Genomic DNA, 23,447 nt, shown 5'->3' on the forward strand with positions numbered 1-23,447 from the left:
CCGTGAACACCACGGCACAGGCCCCACCCGCACCCGCCCGGTTCTCACCGACCACGCGTACCGCTGCCACCACAGCAGCGGCGGTGCTCGCCGCGGTCCTGATCGTCTTCACCGGCGCGGCCGGTGCCGCCGCCCAACCCGTGACACCGACCGTGCCGGTCACCCCGACACCGGCCACACCCGCCCCCACAACCACCCCACCGACCACGACCATTCCGCCGAGCCGGTGGGTGACCCCACCCTCCACCACCTCGAGCCCGGCCACACCCGCACCGACAACACCCGGCACGACGACCCCGACGCCCGGAACGGGGCCGGATTCGGGGTCGGCCGAGTGCGGGGTCACCAACATCAACGGATGCGTGGAGAACGCGATCGACGGATTCTTCCAGCGCATCGTCGAGTCCGCGCTCAACCCGCTCCTCGGGCTGCTCGCCGAAACTCTCCTCACCACACCCGAACCCAGCGAGATCCCACAGATCGGTGTGCTGTGGAACCAGTCGTGGCAGATCGTCACCGCCCTCTACGTGCTCGTCGTGATGGCGGCCGGGGTGCTGCTGATGATGCGCGAGACCCTGCAAACCCAATGGTCGATCCGCGAACTCGCTCCCCGCCTGGTCGTCGGGTTCGTGGCCGGGGGGCTGAGCATGGCGATCGCCACGGCGGCGATCAGCTTCGCCAACGCCCTCGCCGCCGCAGTGGCCGGAGACGGCGTCGACTCCGGCTCGGCCGCCGCCGCGCTGACCGAGCTCGCGACCACGGGGCTGCAAAGCCAAGGTTTCGCGCTGCTGCTCTATCTCGCGTTCGTGGTGATGCTGCTCGTACTGCTCATCAGCTACATCGTGCGAGTCACCATCACGATCCTGCTGATCGTGGCCGCACCCTTGGCGTTGATGTGCTACGCGCTGCCCGGCATTGACGGAGTAGCGCGGTGGTGGTGGCGCTCCTTCGCCGCGTGCCTAGGGATCCAGGTCGTGCAGTCGATGATCTTGGTGATCGTGCTGCGGGTGCTGCTCGCCCCGGGCGGGTGGTATCTGTTCGGCCCGGACGCGAACGAGATCGTGAACATGGTCGTCGCTTTGGCGCTGATGTTCGTGTTGATCAAGACCCCGTTCTGGCTGCTGTCGGTGCTCAAGATTGGCCACGGCCGCAGCTTCGTCGGGTCGATCGCGCGGGGCTTCATCGCCTACAAGACCCTCGGCCTGCTCAAAGGGGCCACGTCGAGCAGCGCACGGACCGCCGCCACGGCGACACCTATCCGGCGCGGCCCACGACCCGCCCGTGTTCCGCGAGCACCACGCACCGCCACCGGCAGCGCCGGACCTGTCGACCCGTATGCGCGGGCGCGCTCGACACGCGACGGACAGCTCATGCTGCCCCTGGAAGGAGTGCGCCGCGTCGCGCGGCAACCCAGCCCGACACCGGCCGACTCGACCGGCACCCCGCCGCCCCGCCCGGCCCGGACGCCGCGTGGACGGCAACTCGCGTTCGACTTCACCCCGCAGGACCCGTACCGGGGTATCCGGGCCGGGGCCGGAGGCCAGTACCCGCTCCCGATCTCGGTGCGCCGGGTCCGGCCCACACCCCCGGCACGGGCTCCGGTCCAGCCACCGGAACGTCCCGGCCCCCGGCGGCGGCCCGAGCAGCTCGCCTTCGATTTCACCGAACCCGCACCGGCCGATCCTTACGCGCGGCTGCGGCCGACCCGTAGCGGCCAGTACCCGCTGCCGTTCCCGGTCACACGGGTCAAACCTGTTCCGCCGCCGCCGAACCCATCGCAGCCACCCGCGCCTGCCCCGGCGCGCCCGGCGGGGCGGCAGCTGCATCTGCCCATGCCCGATTTGCCCGTGCGCCGCCGCGCGCCACGCGCACCGAGAGGAGGCACCCTGCGATGAGCACCATCGTGCGCATCCCCGCCGACGTCGACCGCTCCGACCGCATCCTCGGGCCGTTCACCGCCCGCCAGCTCGCCGTCCTCGCCACGGCGGCTCTGCTGCTGTACTCGGGCTGGGCCGCGACCAGAACGGTCATCGCTCCGGCGGTGTTCGTCACCGTCGCGGCCCCGGTGTTCGTCGTGGTCGCGGTCGCGGTGCTCACCCGCCGCGACGGGCTGTCGGCCGACCTGCTGCTCGTGGCCGCGATCCGCCACCGATTCCGCCCACGGCACCTCGTCCGATCACGCGGAAGCACCCGCGCCGAGACGCCACGCTGGATCGCCACCCGTGCCCATCGATCCGGGCCCCGCCGACCCGTCCCCACCGAGCTGTCGGCGAATCAGGTACGCCTGCCCGAATCGGTGTCGAACAGCGGCAGCGGTGCTGTCGGGGTGATCGACCTCGGCGCCGATGGGCTCGCTGTCATCGCGGTCGCCGGAACCCTCAACCTCTCGCTGCGCACCCCGGCAGAGCAGGACAGCCTCGTCGGTCAGCTCGCGGGCTGGCTGCACACCCTGCGCCAACCGGTGCAGATCCTGGTGCGCTCGGCGCGCCTGGACCTGACCGAGCACATCACCGGCCTGCACACCGCCGCCGAGCAGATGTCCCCCGACCTCGCTGCCGCCGCGCTCGACCACGCCGATCACCTCGCCGAGCTGACCGCCCGCGAGAACCCGGTCCACCGGCAGGTGCTGCTGATCTGGCGCGAACAGACCGAGACCCTGGCCGTCACCGGGTTGGGTGCCCGGCTGCCCGGCAGGGGCCGGGCACGGCGGGCGTTGTCCGGTGGTGCGCGCCGGGCGGCCGAGTCCCGGCTCTTGCGTCGTATGAACGAGGCCGCCGATGTCCTTTCCCCACTGGGTATCTCGGTCACCGCCCTCGATGACGTGGCGGCTACCGCCGTACTGACCAGCTGCACCAACCCGGAGGGCCTCGTCTCGGCCGCCGCCGACATCGCCGCCGCCGCCGCGATCATCACCACCGATCCCCAAGTCCAGACGCCCGACCCGTTCACCGGAGAGGGCCTTGACCGGTTCGCGCCGGAATCACTCACGATCGGCACCCGGCATCTGGAGATCGGCTCGGACTGGACCGCGACCCTCGCGGTCACCGGCTACCCACGAGAAGTGACCGCTGGCTGGCTCGCGCCCCTGCTCTCGCATCCCGGCCGGGTCGAGGTCGCGGTGCACATCGACCCCATCGACCCGGCCACCGCCGCCACCCGGCTGCGCCGCCAACAGGCACGCCTGGAGTCCTCCCGCATGCACGACGTCAGCCGGGGCCGCCTCACCGATCCGCAGGTCGATGTCGCCGTCGAAGACGCCGCCGACCTGTCAGCCCGCGTCGCCCGCGCCGAGGCCAGGTTGTTCCGGGTCGGGGTGTACCTCACCGTGCACGCCGCCTCGGAAACCGAACTGGCCGACGAGGTCGCCGCCGTCCGCGCCCTGGCCGCGAGCCTGCTCGTGGACACCTGCACCCTGTCCTACCGCGCCGCTCAAGCCTGGGCCACCACCCTCCCACTCGGGCTCGATCTCATCCGGGTGCAGCGGACCTTCGACACCACCGCCCTCGCCGCGGCCTTCCCCTTCGACTCCCCACAACTACCCGCCCCAGACCCGGCCCAGGCCGCCCGCCCGCAGGGGGTCCTCTACGGCCGCGACGCCGCCTCGGGGTTGTTGTTCGTGGACCGATTTTCCCCCGACGCCCACAACCACAACCTCGTCATCCTCGGCCGCAGCGGCGCGGGCAAGTCCTACCTGGTCAAAACCGAGATCCTGCGCTCGCTGTATCGCGGCATCGAGCAGGTCGTCATCGATCCCGAAGACGAATACCGCCGTCTCGCCGAAACCGTCGGCGGCACCCACATCCGCCTCGGCGCACCAGGTGTCCGGCTCAACCCGTTCGACCTGGAAATCCACACCCGCCCCGATGGCCGCCGCACCGCCCCCACCGACGCCCTCACACGACGGAAACTGTTCCTGCACACCCTCATCCAAGTCCTGCTCGGCGACCAGAACCTCGCGCAGCGGGCAGCATTGGACACGGCCTTGGCGGCGATCTACGCCGCTGTCGGGATCACCGAGGACCCCGCCAGCTGGACCCGGCCCGCCCCGACGCTGAGCGGCTTGCGTGACCAACTCGCACGCCTCGCCACACCGGCTGCCGGGGAGTTGGCCGCCGCGCTGCACCCGTTCGTCGGTGGCGGGGCCTATGCGGGGTTGTTGGACGGGGCGACCACCACCGACCCCGAGGGCGGGCTGATTGTGTTCTCCCTGCGCGAGCTACCGGAGGAGTTGAAGACGATCGGGACCCTCCTCGTGCTGGACGCGACCTGGCGGCGCGTGTCGAGCCCGGCCGATCGGCGGCCTCGCCTGATCACCGTGGACGAGGCGTGGCTGCTCATGCGCCAACCCGCCGCCGCCGAATTCCTGTTCCGGGCCGCGAAGAGTTTCCGCAAACACTGGGCCGGCCTCACCGTCGCCACCCAGGACAGCGCCGATGTCCTGTCCACCGAACTCGGGCGCGCGATCGTCTCCAACGCCGCCACCCAGATCCTGCTGCGCCAAGCCCCGCAAGCCATCGACGAGGTCGCCACCGCGTTCCGGCTCTCCGAAGGCGAACAACAATTCCTTCTCTCCGCGGCACGCGGCAGCGGCCTACTCGCTGTCGGAGGCACCGACCGAGCGGTGTTCGCGTCGCTGGCCTCACCCACCGAGAACGCGCTCATCACCACCAACCCCAGCGAACTCGCCACCACCGACGACACCAGCAACACCGACATCGACCTCGACCAGGTGCCGTCACTGGCCCCACTCACCGAACCCGAACCTGCCGAAGCTGCCACGGATCTCGGCACGACAACTTCGACACCGACACCGGCGAAGAGGTAGTTCTCGACGGACGTGCGGCATAAGCGTGGATTCGCCACTGCCGCACCATCCAACGGACTTGCTGAACATGAGTTTGCTCGGATACGTCGGTTTCGGCGGACCGGACGTGCTCGGGATCGGTGGGTCCGCGCCGGTGCCGGTGGCAGTGTTCCTGCTGACCTCGACACGTGACTTGCAGGACCCGACGCTGTCGCTGCCGCTGGCCGAGCAGACCACCCGCCGCCGCCTCGCCGCCCTGCCTACCCCGCCCCGGCCGCCCGCGCCACCTGACCGACCAGGGAGCCCCCATGTATGCCGACCACGCCCCGATCCCGTTCAACGCCCGCCAGCGCCGCACCCACCGCCCCGAACCCGACCAGCCGACCGGGTCGACTTCCGGGGGCGGTAAGGGCCGGATGTGGGTGGGGCCGACCAGTGAGCAGACCCGCCGTCTAGTTGCCGAGAGCCGTATACGGCAAGGGCTGCCGCCCCAGATCGACAACCCGGCCGTGATCGAGTCTCTCGCGTTGTTCCTGCGCAACGCACTCAAAACCCTCCCTGCGGACCGTGATCTGGACCGAGACGATCATCGCCGCGCGGCATGAGTGGTGTGGCTGGCTACACGGGCACCGGCCGTATGTGGGGATACGATTGCGCCTCAGCATCAACACGGGCTCGAGGAGCGGGTGTGACAGACGAGGCGGGCGAGGGCTGGAGGCGGTTCACGTCTCCAGACGAGATTGAGGCCGGTACTAGAGCTGCCTACCAAGATGAAGCTTATTGCGTGGCAATGATATTTTGCGACGCACTAGCCGACCCGACTCAGAATAGAGACATGCTGGCCGCGTTAGTTTCGCCCGAGACTCGTGACAGTTGGGGTGACTTTACGGAAGCGGCGAGGGATCTAGGTGCTATCGAGGATGCCGGTTTCGGCTCATTGGTTAATCGCGCACCAGGAGTCGAGGATGTAGCGTATTTCAAAATACTCGGTGGAGTTTCAGAATCCTATCAGGTCACATCCAGTCGCATGGTAGAGGTCGCAAGCATAATAACAATGGTGCGACACCCGGGTAGCGAACGCTGGATGGTGCACTCGATGGGGCATGCTGTAAGTCCAGAGGATGTGTACTCCCAAAGAACCGGCAGCGGCGCTCAGTGGGATGATCCGCAGAGTCGTCGGATGGACGCGGTGCCCCCCGAGTCCTGGCTTACTCAGCACGGCAGGAGGCGAGCCGATGGTAGTTACAAGTTCACGGAAGAACCACGGTGGGAGCGTCCGACCTACATCGAGTTTGACGTATCAATGATCGAAGGTCGCGTCTCGGTTGCCGAAGCGTACTTCGCAAGCAGGCGGATGAGCAAATTGACCCACCGCGATGCTGTCCGACGCTTTCGCTGTATTGACCTGATACAAGCGTCATATATGCCGATCAGAACCCCTAACCCCATGAATCCCAGGCATGTCAGTGTATATGCCAATATGGTTGAGGTTGAGTCCTGGACTCCGCCCGACGAAGAGGCATTAATTGCTCTCGAAGCCAACAAAAAGTGGTGGGACCAAGCATATCGAATTCCGTTGCAGTCACTCGCTATCGAGATTGAAGAGTACGAATCGTCGGTAAGTGGAGTGCGCGATGAATAGCATGCCGAAGGAATTGTCATGGTTGCTTGAAACTCCGCTCCAGCCGCCCACTGTACTTAGCCACTGGGACGGCTTTCCGAACATAATGCTATTTAAGATCTCTTCTGGCGCGCTCCTGTGGTGGCTGTTCGAGGACAACGAGGACGAGGAGCTGGGCGTCTTCGTTCACCTCACCAGCGAAGAGGCACAGGCCGTGTATCGCGGCCCCAAGGACCAGGGACTGCTAGAACCGATTCGGCATAACATGTCCGACCGATTGGCGGTCGTATGGAACCGTCAAGGTGAACGAATCAAGGTCGCACGGTTCGTAATACCCGCCAACGGTACGGAGCCGGAATTTGCCGACCTGTTGTGGAATACTGCTGAGCTGGTTGGCGTGTCAAGGAATACGGAAGCACGGTCGACTATTCAGGCTGGTAGAGTTGCGCATGATCTAGCCCGTCTCGCCCGCGTTTAATTTCGCAGCTACGCGTCTATTTTGGTCGGTCGAGCAGGGCGCAGCCCGCCTTCACACACTACGAACCCGATCCGGCCCCATGCTGGACGTCCTATAATCGGCTAGCCATTACAGGGCTTCGTCGGTAACGCCCAACCTGCCAGACACTTGCCGAGTGACGTCAGATTTTGCCGATACCAGCAGATCTCGGTCCCGGCGTCTGACGCCGGAGTTCACCGATAACCGCTGTCAGGATTCACCGGCGGAGCCAGTGTGGCTATAGGTCCCGCCACACGATCTCGACCGAGGATGTGTCGAACCGCCACGCCTTGCCGTTCTGGTCGACCCATTTCGCGGCGTACACCCGCGCGGGTTTGACGATGACCTTCTCGATCAGCCGCGCGGCGGCCTCGTGCCGCCAGCGCGAACCCTTCGTATCCCACGCCCTACGCAACTCGCCCGGCGTGGACCCGATATCGGCCAGCACAGCGAGGGCTTGCGCACTACGCAACGAATCCTGTTCGGCACGAAGTGCTTTCAGCGTCAGTTTCAGTCCCGCGATGGTGCGTTCGATCACCCGCAAGTCGTCGGCGTCACCGGCACCGGTCAGCACCTCGGTACGGCGGTCGGTTTCGGCATCCAGATTCCCTGCCGTGGTCTCGATACGCTGTTGCAGTTCCGCGATGCGCCCGGCATTGTCGTTCCCGCGATCCAGCCGCGCCAAGATCTCCGGGTGCTCGTACGCGGCGATCACCTGCTGCGCGACATACATCTCCAACGCGCCCGCATCCCGGAACACCCGCCCGCACCCACACGCCACCCTCGCCGAATCCTTCGCCCGACACCCATACCGGCGCTGGATGACCGTGCCGTTCTTACGTTGCCGCTCGAGCAGGGAACCCACCAACCAGCTACCGCACCGCTGCCCGGCCCGCTCGCTGCCCTCTGGCCACACACCGCCGCACTCGGCAAGCCCGGTCAGCCAATACTCACCGTTGCGCGCACGCGGGCGATCGGGATCCTTCGCCCGGCTGTGCGCCTTTATGGCCGCTCGGATGGCGTCATGCTCGGCGCGGGTGAACACAGCAGGCCACTGCGCCCGATGCCGCGTCCCGGTACGCTCATGCACCCGAATACCGTTGCCCTCCGGGTTGTCCAGACACTCGCACCGCTGCCCGTTCGCGTCGGTGTGCTCACCCAGGTCGTAGTCGACATACGCCTCCAACAGCAGCAGTTCACTGAGCTTGCCCACCCGCCACAGCTTGCCCTCGGACGTGGTGATACCCCGAGCGTTCCAGTCGGTGACGATCGTGGTCTGCGACTCCCCGTTGATGATCCGGTCCCGCGCTTCACACAGAACCGCAACCTCGTTCTCCCGCAACGCATACCGGTCAAGAATGTCATCACCGGTAATCGGATGCGTACCAACGACCCTCCCGTACCCGAACCGCCGCGAACCGCCCTGCATCACCCCTTTCGCGGCTTCCTCGCTCATCCGATCGAGGAGGTTTTCGGTGTTGGTCTCCCGGTACTCAGCCGCTTCGGCGACCTTCACCATGAAATTCTTCCGGCCCGCGCCCGTGGTCAGGTCGTACTCGGTGTCCTTCATGAACACATACCGCACCCCCTCATCACGGCCGAGCTTCATCAGCTCGTTGCCCAGGTCGTAATCACGCGTCAACCGCGCCACATCACGAGCAAGCACGATCTTCGCCGGACCACTGGCCACCAACGTCAGCAGATCCCGTAACGCCGGACGATCCGCATCCGCGCCGGACAGATCGTTGTCACAAAAGATCCGCGCCAACCGCAACCCCTTCCGGGCCGCATAGGCCACCTCGTTCTTCGCCTGCAACTGCACCCCCTCCGCACGGTCCTTCTCATCCCGCGAAATCCGCACATAGCCGTACACCCACTCCGCAGGGTCGACCCCGGCCACCCCATCAGCCAAGGCAGCATTGATTTCGACAAGCCACGCCGGTTCCGTATACGTCGTCCTAGCCATACCGCCAAGTTAGCGATGGAATGTATAGCGAACATGTCGCTGGAGTGAGCACCGACTACATCGTGCGGCTCGAGCAGGGGCGGGGCCTTCGGCCGTCGGTGGAGGTGCTGAACGCGCTGGCGCGGGCGCTGCGCCTGAACGACGACGAGCGCGCCTACCTGTTCGATCTGGCACGACAGCGGCAGCCGGACAACGGCAAGCCGAGCACGGTGCCCGCCCCCGCGCTGGCGATGCTGGTGTGCGATCTGTCGCCGCTGCCCGCGATGCTGGTCAACCACCGCTACGACATCCTGGCCTGGAATCGGGAGATGGCGGCGTTGATCACCGACTTCGGCGCTCTGCCGCAGCGGCAGCGCAACTCGATGTGGTTGTGCCTGCTGGACCCGGGTATGCGGGATTTCTATGTCGAGCGGGAACGCATCATCCGTGAGGGCATCGCCGATCTGCGCGCGGCGTGGGCCGCGCACCCGGACGACCGGGCGCTGGCCGACCTGATCGCGGAGTTCACCGCGCACAGCGCCGAGTTCGAGCAGGCCTGGGCTCGCCACGACGTTCGGGTACAGGGGCGGGGGAACAAGCCGTTGCGGCATCCGCTGGTGGGTCCACTGGTTGTCAGCTACGAGGTACTGATGCCCGTGCAGGATCCCGACCAGCGGATCATCATCTACCGCGCCGCGGACGCGGATTCCCAGGCGGCGCTCGACCGGCTCGTTGCCGCTCTGGACGCGCCGTGACCAGGTGCTATTCCGCGGAACTCAGCAGCAGTTCCCCGTCGTCGTCCGCCGCGTCCTCGTAGCGGCCATCCCACTCCTCGTAGGCGGGCACGTCCTCGTCGCGGGTGACGATCCACTCCAGCGAGTAACCGCCGTCGTCGTCGGGAACGAGCACATTCTCGATCTTCAGTCCGAATCCGAGCACCTCGGCCGCGCGGATCACGTCCGGCAGGTCCTCGGCGCGAACGACCGTCTGATTGGCATACACGGTTACCATGCGCCGAATGGTAGCTGGAACCTCGGACACGGCGCGGGACGAATCCCGAATCCCCGGCTGCGGGGTCGCCGGTCCACGACAGAGGCGCGGGGGTCGGGCACGACAAAAGCCGCCGTGGTCATCGAGGCCACGGCGGCTGCGTCACAGCGTGAGGGTGGTACCGGGCGTGCGGTACCGGGTTGATCAGAGCTTGTTGAAGGCCAGCGACAGCGCCGACTTCTTGTTGGCAGCCTGGTTGGCGTGGATGACGCCCTTCGAGGCGGCCTTGTCCAGCTTCCGGCTGGCGAACTGCAGGCGCTGCGCGGCGGCGTCCTTGTCGCCCGCGGCCGCGGCCTCGCGGAAGCTGCGGATGGCGGTGCGCAGCGCGGACTTGACCGACTGGTTGCGCTTGCGCGCTTCCTCGTTGGTGCGAATCCGCTTCATCTGGGACTTGATGTTGGCCACGCCGGTTCCTCGTGTTCCTGTCTGGTAGGTATGTCCTGGAAAGTTGGGGAGCGCGCGACACACCCGAGGTGAACGGGTAACGCAGCGCCGAAGATCGAGGGTACCAGCCGCCGTGCGGCACACGAAATCGACATCGGACCGGTGGCGGCCCGACCGGGCCTCGAAGTCGTTGTCTCGACCACTCGACTCGCGTAGCGTCCTCTCCAGCAACCATTGCTTTCTCGCGGCTGCTGTCGTCGCAGCGGTACCACGACTCGTCCGAGTACATGTCTGGAACGCGGAAGGTGGACAGATGTCTCCAACGGCCCAGGAAGTAGTCGAAGAGGCTGTCGAGAACAAACCGATTCCCGAGAGCAAGAAATGGGGCGCCGAAGCGCTCGGCACGTTCGTTCTGGTGATCGGCGGCGTGGGCACCGCGGTGCTGGCGGGGGAGAAGGTCGGTCCGCTGGGCGTCGCACTGGCCTTCGGCCTGACGCTGCTGTTCCTCGTCTACTCGATCGGTCCGATATCGGGCTGCCACGTCAACCCGGCGGTGACCGTGGGCCATCTGCTGCTCGGCCGCCTCGGCGGCGTGTCCGCGGCGGGGTACGTCATCGCGCAACTGATCGGCGGACTCCTCGCGGGTCTCGTCCTGTTCGCGCTGGCCAAGAACCTGCCGTCGTACGACCGGTCGGTGGACGGACTCGGCGCGAACGGGTGGGGCAAGCACAGCCCGGCCGCGATCCGGGGGCCGCTCGGCGAGGTGGTCGTGCAGAACGGCTACGGGTTGGCCGCCATGATCATCGTCGAGGTGATGCTGACGGCGCTGCTGGTGTTCGTGGTGCTGTCCTCGACCGATCAGATCTCCGACGTGCCGCTGGCCGGACTGTCCATCGGCGTCACATTGGCCGTGATCCACCTGGTCTCGATCCCGGTGGACAACACCTCGGTCAACCCGGCCCGCAGTCTCGCGGTGGCGCCCTACCAGGACGGGGCGATGGGGCAGGTCTGGGCGTTCATCGTGTTCCCGCTGATCGGCGGCGCACTCGGCGCGCTGCTCTACGGCCTGCTGTTCGGCCGCTCCCGCGAAATGATCTCCTGACGGTAGGACCGTTCCGGCGTCGGTCCGAGCACGCGAGACATGGCGCCGTTCAGTGCCAGGCGTATTCGGCGCAGAGCCGGTGGGCGACCAGGTCGAAGGTCTTGCGCGGCAGAATCGCGCCCTCCCGGCGGATGCCGGCCTCGGGCACGTCGAGCACCCGGTCGAGTCGCACCCAGCTGGGGCGGCCGTCGTGGTCCCACGCGCCGCTGCCGATGCCGATCCAGTCGCGGTCGAACGCGCGTTCCGGATTCGACGACAGCATCAGGCCCAGCAGCGTGCGACGGTCGCGGCCGACCACCAGCACGGGCCGGTCCTTGCCGTTGCTCGGGTCCTCCTCGAACGGCACCCACGTCCAGACGATCTCCCCGGGATCGGCGCGGCCGTCCAATTGCGGCGAGTAGACGATCTGCCGGGCCCGCTCGGCGGTCGGGACGGGGGTGGACGCGGCGGGCCGCACCGAGACGCCGCCGCTCGCGCGCCGCTGGGCCAGCGACCCCACCAGCCGCTCGACCAGCCGGGGACCCTGCTGCTTGACGATCTTGGGACCCTGTTGTTTCGCGATGAGACCGATCTGCTTGCCGAGGGAGTTCCAACTTCGGGCCATCCCTGGAGAATAACGGCGCACCCGCCTCTTCTCACCTGCCCGGGAACCCTTGTGTCGCCGAGGACATCGCGATGCGCATGACGCATGAATCCGGACATAACCGCCACTACGAGCGCCGTTCGCGGTCTGTCTCGCGCCGGAGTGAGCGAAGTGCGTGCGCCGTAGGCGCGAGTCTCGTCCGCTCGGACACGAGACTTCGCGGGGCCGTGAACACACGGGGCCGCAGGCGCTGCAAAAACCAACACAGCAGCATGGGACGATGGACGGCAGTTTGCCGATACCCATGAGGAGTGGAGTGCCCGCCAGCTTCGCCGACACGACGTTCACCGATCCCGCCCGGATCCGGAACTTCTGCATCATCGCGCACATCGACCACGGCAAGTCGACGCTGGCCGACCGGATGCTGCAACTGACCGGTGTGGTCGAGGAGCGGCAGATGCGTGCGCAGTATCTGGACCGGATGGATATCGAGCGCGAACGCGGCATCACCATCAAGGCCCAGAACGTGCGGCTGCCCTGGACGCCTCGGACGGGGGAGCACACGGGCACCGATTTCGTGCTGCACCTCATCGACACACCCGGCCACGTGGACTTCACCTACGAGGTGTCGCGCGCCTTGGAGGCGTGTGAGGGCGCGATCCTGCTGGTCGACGCCGCGCAGGGCATCGAGGCGCAGACGCTGGCCAACCTGTACCTGGCGCTGGACAAGGATCTGACGGTCATCCCGGTGCTGAACAAGATCGACCTGCCCGCCGCGGACCCGGAGCGCTATGCCGCCGAACTGGCGCACATCGTCGGCTGTGAGCCCTCGGACGTGCTGCGCGTGTCCGGCAAGACCGGCGAGGGCGTGGCCGATCTGCTCGACCAGGTGATCGCCCAGGTGCCGCCGCCGGTGGGCGACGCCGACGCGCCCGCCCGCGCGATGATCTTCGACTCGGTCTACGACACCTACCGCGGCGTGGTCACCTATGTCCGTGTGGTGGACGGCAAGCTGACCCCGCGCGAGAAGATCAAGATGATGTCCACCGGCGCCACGCACGAGTTGCTGGAGATCGGCATCGTGTCGCCGGAGCCCAAACCGACTCGGGGCCTCGGGGTGGGCGAGGTCGGCTACCTGATCACGGGCGTGAAGGACGTGCGTCAGTCCAAGGTCGGTGACACGGTGACCGGTGCGCGCGGCGGCGCGAGCGAACCGCTCACCGGATATCGGGAGCCCCGTCCGATGGTGTACTCCGGCCTCTATCCGGTGGACGGCTCGGACTATCCGGACCTGCGCGACGCGTTGGAGAAGTTGCAGCTCAACGACGCGGCCCTGACCTACACGCCGGAGACCTCGGTGGCGCTGGGATTCGGTTTCCGCTGCGGGTTCCTCGGCCTGCTGCACATGGAGATCACGCGCGAGCGGCTCCAGCGCGAGTTCGACCTGGACCTGATCTCGACCGCGCCGAACGTGGTGTACCGGGTGGAGATGGAGGACGGCGCCGAGCATGTCGTCACCAACCCCTCGTACTGGCCGGAGGGCAAGGTTCGCAAGGTCTACGAGCCGGTCGTGAAGTGCACCATCATCTCGCCGAGCGAGTTCATCGGCTCGATCATGGAGCTGTGCCAGTCTCGTCGCGGCGAGCTCGGCGGCATGGACTACCTCTCCGAGACCCGCGTCGAGCTGCGCTACACGATGCCGATGGCGGAGATCATCTTCGACTTCTTCGACTCGTTGAAGTCGCGCACGCGCGGTTACGCGAGCCTCGACTACGAGGAGTCGGGCGAGCAGGAGTCGCAGCTGGTGAAGGTGGACATCCTGTTGCAGGGCGAGGCGGTGGACGCGTTCAGCGCGATCGTGCACCGCGACGCCGCCCAGGCCTACGGCCACAAGATGACCACCAAATTGCGCGAGCTGATCCCGCGTCAGCAGTTCGAGGTGCCGATCCAGGCCGCGATCGGGTCGAAGATCATCGCCAGGGAGAACATCCGCGCCATCCGCAAGGACGTGCTGGCCAAGTGCTACGGCGGTGACATCAGCCGTAAGCGCAAGCTGCTGGAGAAGCAGAAGGAGGGCAAGAAGCGGATGAAAACGATCGGCCGGGTCGAAGTCCCGCAGGAGGCCTTCGTCGCCGCGCTGTCCTCCGACGCCGCTTCGGACAAGCCGAAGGACAAGAAGTAGCCGGTTAGCCCGCCACGCGCAGCCGTACGCGCAGGCGGGCTCCGCCCAGTGGGCTCGCGTCGAGTTCGGCCGTGCCGGAATGCAATTCGGCTTGCTGGCGGACCAGGGCCAAGCCGAGTCCGGAGCCGGGGGAGCCGGGTCCTTTGACGAAGCGGGCGAAGGCGCCTGCGCGCAGGGCCTCGGGGATGCCGCGGCCGTCGTCGTCGACGCGGATCTCCACGGTGTCCGCCGGGCCCGCTGCGGCGCTGACGGTGACGTTTGTTGCCTGTCCGTGCTGCACGGCGTTGGCGACGGCATTCGTGACGATGAGCATGACGCCGCCGGGCAGCCCGGTCACGGTGACCGGCGCGCATTCGGCCAGTGCCACCCGGACTCCGGGGTGCCTGCGCTGCGCGTCCTGCACCGCCCGGTCGAGGGTGTCGCAAAGGTCGAACGGCTCGAAGACCTCTGGTCCGGTGAGTTCGCCGACCGCCAGGCGTTCCAGGTCGGTCAGCGTGTTCTCGATCTGCTGCTCGGCGAAGAGCACCTCGGACAGGATCGCGCCGCGCTGCTGTTCCGAAATCTCCTTTGTGGCCAGGACTTGGAGATCGGTGCGCAGGGCCGTGAGCGGCGTGCGCAACTCGTGCGCGCAGACCGCGGCGAAGTCGCGTGCGCCGGTCAGCGCTCGATTGGTGGCGCGGTGGGCGGCTTCCAGCCGGGCGAGCATGCGGGTGATCGCGTCGGAGAGTTCTTCGGCTTCCCGCGCGCCGCGGCCGGACAGCGGCGGCAGTTTCTCCAGCGTGTCGATGCGGTGGGTGGCATCGGCCAGCCTGCGCAGCGGGCGGGCGGCGAATCCGGCCAGGAACCAGCCGAGCAGCGCGGCCAGCAACGCGCCCGCCGCTCCGATGCCGAGCCCGATGCGCTGGCTGCGTCCGATGGCCGCCTCCACGCTGTCGCGGTCGGGATCGAGCGCGACCAGCACGCCGGGCAGCCCGTCGACGCGGGCGAGCGCGGCGTCGGCGGGCAGGCCCGGCCCGCGCGCGTCCGCGGGCGCCTGCTCGGGAGACAGCGTCGACGCGGACGGCGGGACCGGTTGCCCGGGAGCGGCTTCCAGCGGCCGCGCGACCCGGACCGCCATCGAGGAGACGGTCTGGTCCAGCTGACGTTCCCCGGTGGCGCCGAGCAGGGCGGCGAAGGTGACCGTCAAGGTGAGCGCGACCAACGCCGCGACCACTCCCGACACGGCGGCCACCCGGGTGCGCAGCGACGGCGACCTGCTCATGGTTCCTCCCGCAGGACGAAGCCGACGCCGCGTACGGTGTGGATCACCCGGGGCACGCCGTCCGCCTCCAGCTTGCGACGCAGATAGGAGACGAACACGTCGACGACGTTGGTGTCGGTGGGAAAGTCGTATCCCCACACGGCGGACAGGATCTGCTCGCGGCCGAGCACGATGCCGGTGTGCTCGGCGAGCAGGGCGAGCACCTCGAATTCTCGCTTCGTGAGGTCCACCGGCCTGCCCGCGGCCAGCACCCGATGCCCGGCGGGTTCGATCCGCACCTGCCCGACCGTGCGGACCTCGTCCGGCCGTCGCACCGGTTTCTGCCTGCGGCGCAGCAGCGCGTGCAACCGGGCGACCAGCTCGCCGAGATCGAACGGCTTGGTCAGGTAGTCGTCGGCCCCGCGCTCCAGGCAGGCGATCCGGTCGCTGACCGCGGTGCGCGCGCTGAGCACACAGATCGGGATGTCGTTGTCCATCGCGCGCAGGGCGGTGACCACGCCGACGCCGTCGAGTTCGGGCATGTTGACGTCGAGCACCATCGCGTCGGGCGACGTGGCGCGGACCATGCTCAGCGCCGCCGCGCCGTCGGCCGCGGTGACGACCTCGAAATCGGAGAGCTCCAGTCCCCGCAGCGACGCGAGGACGCGAACCTCGTCGTCCACGACCAAGATTCGTTGTCCGGCCATGAGGGTCAATCTAATTGCCCGCTGCGCACGCGACCGCTTGCCGCTGCGGGAACACGCAGCTGACCAGCGGCACTCCGATGGCCCGAACGGGCGGTTCGCCGAATTCGACGATAGAAGGCAAACCTTCAGCACTCACCGGCAACTCTTAGAGTTCTATCAGTTTTTCACCGGCGCGCCGCTGTCGCGATCACGACGTTCCCGATCCGGCCTGGTAGCGGTGCCTGTTCGAGCCTGTCTTCCGGTCCGGAAGGCCACCGTAAATAGGGCTTCCGATCCGGTAATTCGGATGGCAGGGTGGTGTTGCTCACCACAGTCGTAGTCTCTACAGTCCTGGAGAATGTGACAGGCGAGTATTCCCGAAATACTGTGGGGTGATCTTCACTTGGTCGCCACCGGCGTGGTGAGGATGCTGGAGAACCGAGAGTGGAGCTTTTATGACGCGTGATCTGCCCTTCGACGACGACACCGATGGGGCCGAACGCGCGGGCGATACCGCCTATCGTGTGGCCAACGGCGTCGCGCGGGTCGCGCGGGCGGGCGCCTATGTCACCGGCGGCGCCCTGGTGGCCGCCAACGGCGGCGGCGTCCCCGCACAGCCCGGCGAATCCCGCCTCGACAGCTGGAACACCGGCTGGGCGCACAGCACCGATCCCGATCCCGATCAGCCGAGCCCGGTCATCACCTTCCCCGACCCGGTCGTGGAACCGGCGCCGTACTCTTCCCACGGCTCGAATGTCCCGGTCGCCCACGGCAACCCGGCACCGACTACCCCGGCCTACGAGTTCACCCTGCCGGGTGCCGGCGCAGGCCCCGCTGGATCGCTGCCCACACTGGGTGGTGACTACAGCGGTACCGACGCGGGATTCTCGCTGCCTACCTTCTCCGGCGACGCGGGCGGACAAGCGATGCAACTGCCCGGACACTCCGGAGACGGTGTCCCGGGGCTGGGCGGCATCCCCGGCGCGGACGGGAACGGACTGACCATTCCGGGGACCGATGGCAACGTATCCAGCGGTCTCCCTCTGCCCGGCGGCCGGTCCGAGCTCGCGGACGACCTCGACGCGCCAGGTGGGCACGGATTCGGCTTGCCCGGCCACGGACTAGGCCAAGCCGGGCACGGCTTCGGCCTGCCCGGTGCGAACGGCTTCGTCGCGCCCGGATCCACCGTCTTCGACCTGCCCGGCACCAATGGACTCGGCGCGGCGCCGACGACGGGCGACCCGTTCGATGGTGTCGGTCAAGACGGCGATCTCGGAGTGTTCGTCGGCACGCAGTGGTCGGTCGACTTCGGGCTCGGCCCGAACGGGATCTACTTCACCTCCGAGATGAAGATCGACGTCGCGGTCGGGCACGTCGGCGACCAGCTCGACGAGTACACCGACTGGCTGGCCGACGGCATCCGCGTGCCCGACGGCACCGATCGCGCCGTCGGCGACTCGCATGCGCCGGGGAACGGCAATCCCGGTCTGCTCGGCGGTCTCACGACGCCGGGCACGTCCGCCACTCAGTCGTCGGCGGTCTCCGGCGCCGCCCCGTCCTCGTCGGCGGTCGCGCCGCCGCTTGCCGCCTCGGCGCCTGCCGGTCCCGCGCCCGCCGCCCCGGCTTCCACGGTCGCGCCTGCCGCGTCGGTGGCTCCCGCCGCCCCGCTGCCCGCGCCCGCACCTGCCGCGGTCGCCGCCGCCCCGGTCGTCGCGGCCACGCCGCTGCAGACCACGATTCAGCCCGATGCCGCCTCGACCCCGATCGCGAATGTGCTCGCCGCGCCGGAAGGGCCGTCCGTGCTGACCGCTCCGGCGGCCGCCGTCCCCGCGCTGTTCGACGCGGTCCGCCCGGCGCCCGTGGTGAAGCCCGCCCCGGCGACCGAGCCGCAGCAGCCCCATCCGGCCCAGCCGCCCGCGACGACGGTGACGCTCCCGACGACGATCGTCAAGACCACGCCGACGCCGAGTGTTCCGGGTGAGGTGACCACGCCGTCCGTGCCGAAGACCCCGGATCTCGACGGAACGAAGATCCCGGGCGCCACCACGATGCCGCACGGCGGCGTCACCACCGCGCCGGACGTGCCGACCACCAAGACGCCCGGCGCGACGGTCACTCAGACGCAGGCGCCCCCGCATGCCCCGACCACGCCGGACGACGACGTGACGACACCGGGCGGCAACACGGGCTACCCCAGCACCGGCACCTACCCGACCAATGACCTGCCGACCGACGAGTTCCCCACCGGCGACGTGCCGACCGTGAGCCGGCCGTCGCAGCCGACGTACTCCGCGCCGGACCAGCCGACCTACAGCGCCCCCGCGCATGTGCCCACCGTCGAGCCGCACACTCCGGTCGCCCCGACCCAGATCGCCCCCGTGCCCACCCAGGCGCCGATCAAGCCGCAGGTGATCGACCCGAAGCCGCAGGGGATTTCGGCGCCGCTCGCGGCCGATCACTCCGCCGACTCGGGTCTTGCTCCGGTCATGGTCTCCGAGCACACCTACGACCACTCGGCACTGGCGTTGTCTTCCGGCGGCAGCCTGTCGGGAGCGTTGCTGCCGGAGTATTCCATAGCGGATACGCATCACCAGCTGTCCGGTGTGTCGGACGTCTCGCTGATGTAGTCAGGGCGCAGGCGTTTTCGAGGACTGCGGAGCATCCGCAGGGGGTACCAGAACGAGAGTCACCGAGAGTAAGGAGGAGGGTTGGCTGCCGCTGCCGGGCTGAAGGCTGCGACGGTGAAACATCCGGACGCGATGGCCCCGCTCATCCGAATCCTCGACGAGCTGCGGGAGACGGCCCGATCCGCGGGACGCGACGACCTCGGCAGCCGACTGAGCATGGTCCGCGCCAGGGTGAGCGATCCCCGGGTACGGCTCGTGGTCGTCGGCCATCCGAAGAACGGCATGAGCACGCTGGTCAACAGCCTGGTCGGTGCCTCGGTCAGTGCGACGAACAGCGATCTGAGCGTCCCGGTGATCGTCGAGTACGGCCCGGAGCCGACGGCGACGCTGGTGCGGCAGACCGAGTACGGTCGCACCGAACGTCAGTCGGTGGATCCGCTCGATCCCGGCCCGGCGCTGGCCGCCCAGGGTGTCGTGCGCGCCGAGTTCACCCAGCCGAGCCCCTTGCTCGCCGACGGTGTCGTGGTCATGGACGCACCGGGTGCGCTGGGCGACAACCGCACCACCTGGTCGATGATCGCGGCGGCCGACGCCGTGCTCTACGTCGGCGACGCCGGCGCCGAGCTGACCATGGAACAGATCGCCGAATTGCAGCGCATCCAGCAGATCTGCCCGACGGTGGTCTGCGTGCTGAACAAGATCGACGTCTTCCCGCACTGGTCGCACATCCAGCAGCGCAACCGGGAACTGCTCGACTCGGCGGGGCTCGGTTTCGCCGTGGCGCCGGTGTCGGCGGAGCTGCACCGGCAAGCCGGGATGACCGGTGACTACCAGCGCGACATCGAATCCGGCGTGCCGCAGCTGATCGATCACCTGCGCGACTATGTGGTGGCTCGCGCCGACGCGGTGGCGCTGGAGGCCGCCGTCCAGGACATCCGCCTGGTCTGTGACCATCTCGCGCTGACGCTACGCACCGAGGCCGAGGCGCTGCGCGATCCGCGGCGGCGCGCCGAGATCACCGACCAGCTCGTGCGGGCCCGCGACGAGGCCGACCAATTGCGCCAGCGCACCGCGAACTGGCAGGTCACCTTGGTCGACGGCGCGACGGAGTTGATGGCCGACATCGAGCACGATCTGCGCCATCGGTTGCGCAGCCTGATCCGCGACGCCGAGGCCGAGATCGCGCAGACCGATCCGGCACGCCGGTGGAAGGAGTTCGGCGCCGATCTGGACGCGCGCATCTGCGAGGCGGTCGAGGAGAACTTCGCCGTGGCGCACTACCGCTCGATGGAGTTGTGCGAACAGGTGGCCGCGAAGTTCCCGGCCGACAACCGGGCCGCTCCGCTACCGGACCTGCGCTTGGCCAACCCTGGTGAGGTGCTCGAAGCGGTGCAACCGCTGGAGCCGCTGGAGAGCGCGAAAGCCGGCGTGACCCAGCAGTTCCTGACCGGTCTGCGCGGCTCCTACGGCGGCATCCTGATGGTGGGTCTGGCCACCAGTCTGCTGGGCATGTCGCTGGTCAACTGGTACTCGGCGGGCGCGGGCGTGCTGCTGGGCGTCAACGCGCTCTGGGACGACCGCAAGAATCGCAAACTGCGCCGCCGGGCCGAGGCCAAGGTGGCGGTCGCCCGCCTGATGGACGACGTGATCTTCCAGGTCGGCAAGGAGTCGCGCAACCGTCTGCGCGCCATGCAGCGGGTCCTGCGCGACCACTTCACCGACATCGCGACCGAGGTCTCCCGCGGCGCGGACGACGCACTGCGGTTGGCCGAGGAGAACTACGGGAAGTACGGCGATCGCAGGCCGGAGCGGATCGCCGACCTCGAGGCGCGGCTGGGCAGATTGCGGGTGCTGCGCGAGGAGGCCGACGGACTGGCTCCCGCCTGAAACGTTGCCGCGGCCGGGTCAGACCGGATGGCCCTGTGGCGTGTGCGCGGGCTGGAACCGGCCCGCGTGCCCGGAACCCTCGGCGCGGATCACGTGGGTCACGGCGTTGATCAGCGCCAGGTGGGTGAACGCTTGGGGGAAATTGCCGAGGTGGCGGCCACTGCGCGGATCGATCTCCTCGGCGTACAGACGCAGCGGGCTGGCGAAGCCGAGCAGTCGCTCGCACAGGTGCCGCGCCCGCTGGATCTCGCCGATCTCCACCAGCGCGGAGACCAGCCAGAACGAGCAGATCGTGAACGCGCCTTCCTCACCGCTCAAACCGTCGTCGGTGGTCTCGGTCCGATACCGCAGCACCAAGCCGTTCTCGGTGAGGCGGTCGGCGATCGCCAGCACGGTGGAGCGCACCCGGTCGTCCTCGGGCGGCAGGAAGCGGGTGAGCACCACCAGCAGCAGTGAGGCGTCCAGCGTGTCGCCACCGTAGACCTGGGTGAACACTCCTTCGGAGTTGACGCCGTTGGCCAGGACGTCGGCCTTGATCTCCTCCGCGATGGCGTACCACTCTCCGGCGTGCTCGTACTGACCGTGCAGTTCGGCGAGTTTCGCGCCGCGGTCCAGCGCCACCCAGCACATCACCTTGGACGAGGTGAAGTGCTGCGGCTCGCCGCGCACCTCCCAGATGCCCCGGTCGGGCTCCTGCCAATGCTCGATGGCGGCGTGCACCTGGCGGACCAGCAGCGGCCACAAGGTCTCCGGCACCTGCTGGCGCGACTTCACGTGCAGGTACACCGCGTCGAGCATGGTGCCCCAGATGTCGTGCTGGTCCTGGTTGTAGGCGTTGTTGCCGATGCGCACCGGCCGCGAGTGGTCGTAGCCGCCCAAATGGTCAAGGCTGAGTTCGTCGAGTTGCCGTTCGCCGCCGATGCCGTAGAGCACCTGCAGCGGAACGCGCTCGCCGTTCTCGCCGGTGGTCGCGTCGTTGAGGAAGGCGAAGAAGTCGTCGGCCTCCCGGTCCAGGCCGAGCGTGTACAGACCCCACAGCGCGAAACTGGAATCCCGCACCCAGGTGTAGCGATAGTCCCAGTTCCGTTCGCCGCGAGGCGTTTCCGGCAGGGAGGTGGTCGGCGCCGCCATCAGGGCGCCGGTCGGCGCGTAGGTGAGTCCCTTGAGGGTGAGCGCGCTGCGCTGCAGGTAATTGCGCCACGGGTGGTCGGGGAACTTGCCGAGCGTGATCCACTGGCGCCAGCATTCGGTGGTCTGCCACATCTTGCTCGCGGCCTCCTCGAAGGTGCGCGGCGCGGGCAGTTCCGACCAGGTGAGCGCGACGAAGACCTCGTCGCCCTCCTTCATCCTGGTGCGGGCGCGCGCCTCCCGCCCTTCGAGACCGAGGCGCAGATCCGTGGTGAGCACCAGCGTCGGGCCCGCGCTCGGATCGTCGCTGCGCACCGCGGTCGCCTCCTCGTACACCTTGCCGGTGTACTCCCAGCGGGCCGTGGCCCGGTGGTAGTCGAACGCGGGCTCGCAGCTCATCTCCAGCTCCACGGTGCCGTTCACGCATTTCACCGTGCGCAGCAGCAGGTGCTCGGCATCCCAGTCCATCGGGGTGCGCCGATGGGTCTTGCTGCGCTGATCGTTGTTGTGCCAGCTCCCGAGCACCAGCGCGTCACGCACGATGAGCCAGCCGGAGCCGGTCTGCCAGGTGGTCTCCAAGATCATTCCGCCGGGCAGGTAGCGGCGGGCGGCGGGCACGTTGACGCCGTACGGTCCGATCCGGAAGTGGCCGGCGCTGCGATCCAGTATCGCCCCGAAGACACTCGGTGAATCAGGTCGCGGCACACACATCCATTCCACCGCGCCGTTGCTGGCGATCAGGCAACTGGTCTCGCAGTCCGACAGGAAGGCGTAGTCGTCGATCGGCGGGTAGGCGCCGTTGCGGTGCGGCTCGGACAAGCTCGTCGGCAGGCCGTCGGAGTCGTTGAGGGTGAGGTCATCGGTGGACGCCATACCCCATCTTCGGGCCGATGCGCGCTCCGCGTCCACCGCTCGGTTCGCCGAGTCCGCCGCCGTGGCCGACGGTCGCGGCGGACCGGCCGGCGAACCCACTAGGCTGGAGCCGTGCATCGCATCGCAGGATGGTGGGACGGCTTCGAGCTGTGGGTCGCGGGACTGCCGTTCATTCCGCAGTTCCTCGTGGTCCTCGTGGGCATGGTCCCGATCAGCTTCGCCATCGCCTACGGGCTCGATCGCGTGCTGCGCGCGGTACTGCGCATGCTGGATCGCCGGTATGCCGCCCACGCGGCACCGGTGCGGCCCGCCCCGGCAGGCGCGGCGGTGATGCTCGAATCCGAGCAGGTCGCCGAGGACCGCACACCCGTGCAGAGCGGGGCGCGCTGATGCCTCGTTCGCGGGTTCAGCTCGCCCTCGTCGCTCTGCTGGTGCTTCTCGTGGTCGCCTGGTTGATCACACGCTGACGGGTAACGTTCGCGGCAGTCGCCGGACGTGTGCCGCACCACGTCTCCCCTGGCGAACGACCGCGAGGTAACCAGGGCGATGCGGTCGGCGCAGTGCTCCCAGGCGCAGGTACCGACCCCCGGGAGCCGGACGCGTACGCCATCCGGAGCGGTGGTCATGGGATGAAACACCCCTCATGCTGGCACTCTTCGATTCGAACGCGGCCGTTCGCTCTGCTACAGTTTGCCCGTGTCTTCGAGCGCCGTCCCGCAGGTCCGCCATGAATTGGCGTTGATTGCTGTCGGTGATCTCGCGGTCGCGGACGTCTACTGTCGCTGATCGGCGACCGGGCACGTCCGCGTCTCGTTTTCCCAGTGGACTGGCGCGCTTTG

The 23,447-nt window shown here is 68.1% G+C and carries 19 protein-coding genes; 12 read left to right on the top strand and 7 right to left on the bottom strand.

The features are described from left to right. The first annotated feature begins 2 nt into the window (after nucleotides 1-2). From M8859_RS14910 to M8859_RS14930, 5 genes are all read left to right on the top strand, one after another. Entirely contained in the window at nucleotides 3-1,895 is a 1,893-nt protein-coding gene (locus tag M8859_RS14910) for a TrbL/VirB6 family protein (RefSeq protein WP_249644396.1), read from the top strand. Further along, the gene (locus M8859_RS14915) at nucleotides 1,892-4,825 is read left to right on the top strand and encodes a PrgI family protein (RefSeq protein WP_249644397.1); all 2,934 of its coding nucleotides are present in this window, start codon (nucleotides 1,892-1,894) and stop codon (nucleotides 4,823-4,825) included. Before M8859_RS14910 ends, M8859_RS14915 begins: the two co-directional genes overlap by 4 nt. Nucleotides 4,826-5,112: 287 nt before the next feature. After that, nucleotides 5,113-5,409 carry a hypothetical protein gene (locus M8859_RS14920; protein ID WP_249644398.1) on the top strand — a complete coding sequence of 99 codons (297 nt, stop codon included), beginning with the start codon at nucleotides 5,113-5,115 and terminating at the stop codon, nucleotides 5,407-5,409. A 230-nt stretch (nucleotides 5,410-5,639) separates the two neighbouring features. Next, the gene (locus M8859_RS14925) at nucleotides 5,640-6,446 is read left to right on the top strand and encodes a hypothetical protein (protein WP_249644399.1); all 807 of its coding nucleotides are present in this window, start codon (nucleotides 5,640-5,642) and stop codon (nucleotides 6,444-6,446) included. Next, the gene (locus tag M8859_RS14930; protein WP_249644400.1) at nucleotides 6,439-6,903 is read left to right on the top strand and encodes a hypothetical protein; all 465 of its coding nucleotides are present in this window, start codon (nucleotides 6,439-6,441) and stop codon (nucleotides 6,901-6,903) included. Before M8859_RS14925 ends, M8859_RS14930 begins: the two co-directional genes overlap by 8 nt. 256 nt (nucleotides 6,904-7,159) lie before the next feature. On the opposite strand, the gene M8859_RS14935 is transcribed toward M8859_RS14930, so the two are convergent. Beyond that, a complete protein-coding gene (locus M8859_RS14935) occupies nucleotides 7,160-8,887 on the bottom strand; it encodes a recombinase family protein (protein ID WP_249644401.1) in 1,728 nt (575 codons plus the stop codon). Nucleotides 8,888-8,931: 44 nt separating this feature from the next. Here M8859_RS14935 and M8859_RS14940 point away from each other — a divergent pair, with 44 nt between their 5' ends. Next, nucleotides 8,932-9,621, top strand: coding sequence for a helix-turn-helix transcriptional regulator (locus M8859_RS14940; protein ID WP_249644402.1), 690 nt, complete (start codon nucleotides 8,932-8,934; stop codon nucleotides 9,619-9,621). Between the two features lie 7 nt (nucleotides 9,622-9,628). Here the strand turns inward: M8859_RS14940 and M8859_RS14945 are convergent, their stop codons facing one another. Both M8859_RS14945 and rpsT read right to left on the bottom strand, forming a co-directional pair. Beyond that, nucleotides 9,629-9,877: a hypothetical protein gene (locus M8859_RS14945; RefSeq protein ID WP_159928141.1), complete on the bottom strand. Its 249-nt coding sequence runs from the start codon at nucleotides 9,875-9,877 to the stop codon at nucleotides 9,629-9,631. Between the two features lie 183 nt (nucleotides 9,878-10,060). Continuing rightward, nucleotides 10,061-10,321, bottom strand: a complete 261-nt coding sequence (rpsT, locus tag M8859_RS14950) for a 30S ribosomal protein S20 (RefSeq protein WP_159928143.1) — start codon at nucleotides 10,319-10,321, stop codon at nucleotides 10,061-10,063. Nucleotides 10,322-10,613: 292 nt separating this feature from the next. Between rpsT and M8859_RS14955 the strand changes: the two genes are divergently transcribed. After that, entirely contained in the window at nucleotides 10,614-11,402 is a 789-nt protein-coding gene (locus tag M8859_RS14955; protein ID WP_159928145.1) for an aquaporin, read from the top strand. Between the two features lie 49 nt (nucleotides 11,403-11,451). Here the strand turns inward: M8859_RS14955 and M8859_RS14960 are convergent, their stop codons facing one another. Beyond that, the gene (locus M8859_RS14960) at nucleotides 11,452-12,006 is read right to left on the bottom strand and encodes a type II toxin-antitoxin system PemK/MazF family toxin (protein WP_159928147.1); all 555 of its coding nucleotides are present in this window, start codon (nucleotides 12,004-12,006) and stop codon (nucleotides 11,452-11,454) included. Nucleotides 12,007-12,265: 259 nt separating this feature from the next. Between M8859_RS14960 and lepA the strand changes: the two genes are divergently transcribed. Then, complete coding sequence (gene lepA, locus M8859_RS14965; RefSeq protein ID WP_370523818.1) at nucleotides 12,266-14,167, top strand: translation elongation factor 4; 1,902 nt, start codon at nucleotides 12,266-12,268, stop codon at nucleotides 14,165-14,167. A gap of 4 nt (nucleotides 14,168-14,171) precedes the next feature. Here the strand turns inward: lepA and M8859_RS14970 are convergent, their stop codons facing one another. Then, the gene (locus M8859_RS14970) at nucleotides 14,172-15,428 is read right to left on the bottom strand and encodes a sensor histidine kinase (RefSeq protein WP_195070037.1); all 1,257 of its coding nucleotides are present in this window, start codon (nucleotides 15,426-15,428) and stop codon (nucleotides 14,172-14,174) included. Continuing rightward, nucleotides 15,425-16,114, bottom strand: a complete 690-nt coding sequence (locus M8859_RS14975; protein WP_249644403.1) for a response regulator transcription factor — start codon at nucleotides 16,112-16,114, stop codon at nucleotides 15,425-15,427. The genes M8859_RS14970 and M8859_RS14975 overlap by 4 nt, the downstream gene beginning before the upstream one ends. 434 nt (nucleotides 16,115-16,548) lie before the next feature. Here M8859_RS14975 and M8859_RS14980 point away from each other — a divergent pair, with 434 nt between their 5' ends. Beyond that, the gene (locus tag M8859_RS14980) at nucleotides 16,549-18,720 is read left to right on the top strand and encodes a hypothetical protein (RefSeq protein WP_195070038.1); all 2,172 of its coding nucleotides are present in this window, start codon (nucleotides 16,549-16,551) and stop codon (nucleotides 18,718-18,720) included. An 81-nt stretch (nucleotides 18,721-18,801) separates the two neighbouring features. Further along, the gene (locus M8859_RS14985; RefSeq protein WP_249644404.1) at nucleotides 18,802-20,607 is read left to right on the top strand and encodes a dynamin family protein; all 1,806 of its coding nucleotides are present in this window, start codon (nucleotides 18,802-18,804) and stop codon (nucleotides 20,605-20,607) included. 18 nt (nucleotides 20,608-20,625) lie between these two features. Here M8859_RS14985 and M8859_RS14990 read toward each other — a convergent pair whose 3' ends face one another. Continuing rightward, entirely contained in the window at nucleotides 20,626-22,608 is a 1,983-nt protein-coding gene (locus M8859_RS14990; protein ID WP_159928157.1) for a glycoside hydrolase family 15 protein, read from the bottom strand. Nucleotides 22,609-22,719: 111 nt separating this feature from the next. Between M8859_RS14990 and M8859_RS14995 the strand changes: the two genes are divergently transcribed. Together M8859_RS14995 and M8859_RS37630 are read left to right on the top strand one after the other, a co-directional pair. Further along, a complete protein-coding gene (locus M8859_RS14995; protein WP_159928159.1) occupies nucleotides 22,720-22,998 on the top strand; it encodes a hypothetical protein in 279 nt (92 codons plus the stop codon). A 306-nt stretch (nucleotides 22,999-23,304) separates the two neighbouring features. Next, nucleotides 23,305-23,394 (top strand): Ms4533A family Cys-rich leader peptide, encoded by a 90-nt coding sequence (locus M8859_RS37630; protein ID WP_321210233.1) that lies wholly within the window; start codon nucleotides 23,305-23,307, stop codon nucleotides 23,392-23,394. The last annotated feature ends 53 nt before the right edge of the window (nucleotides 23,395-23,447 follow it).

This window comes from Nocardia sputi (assembly GCF_023501985.1).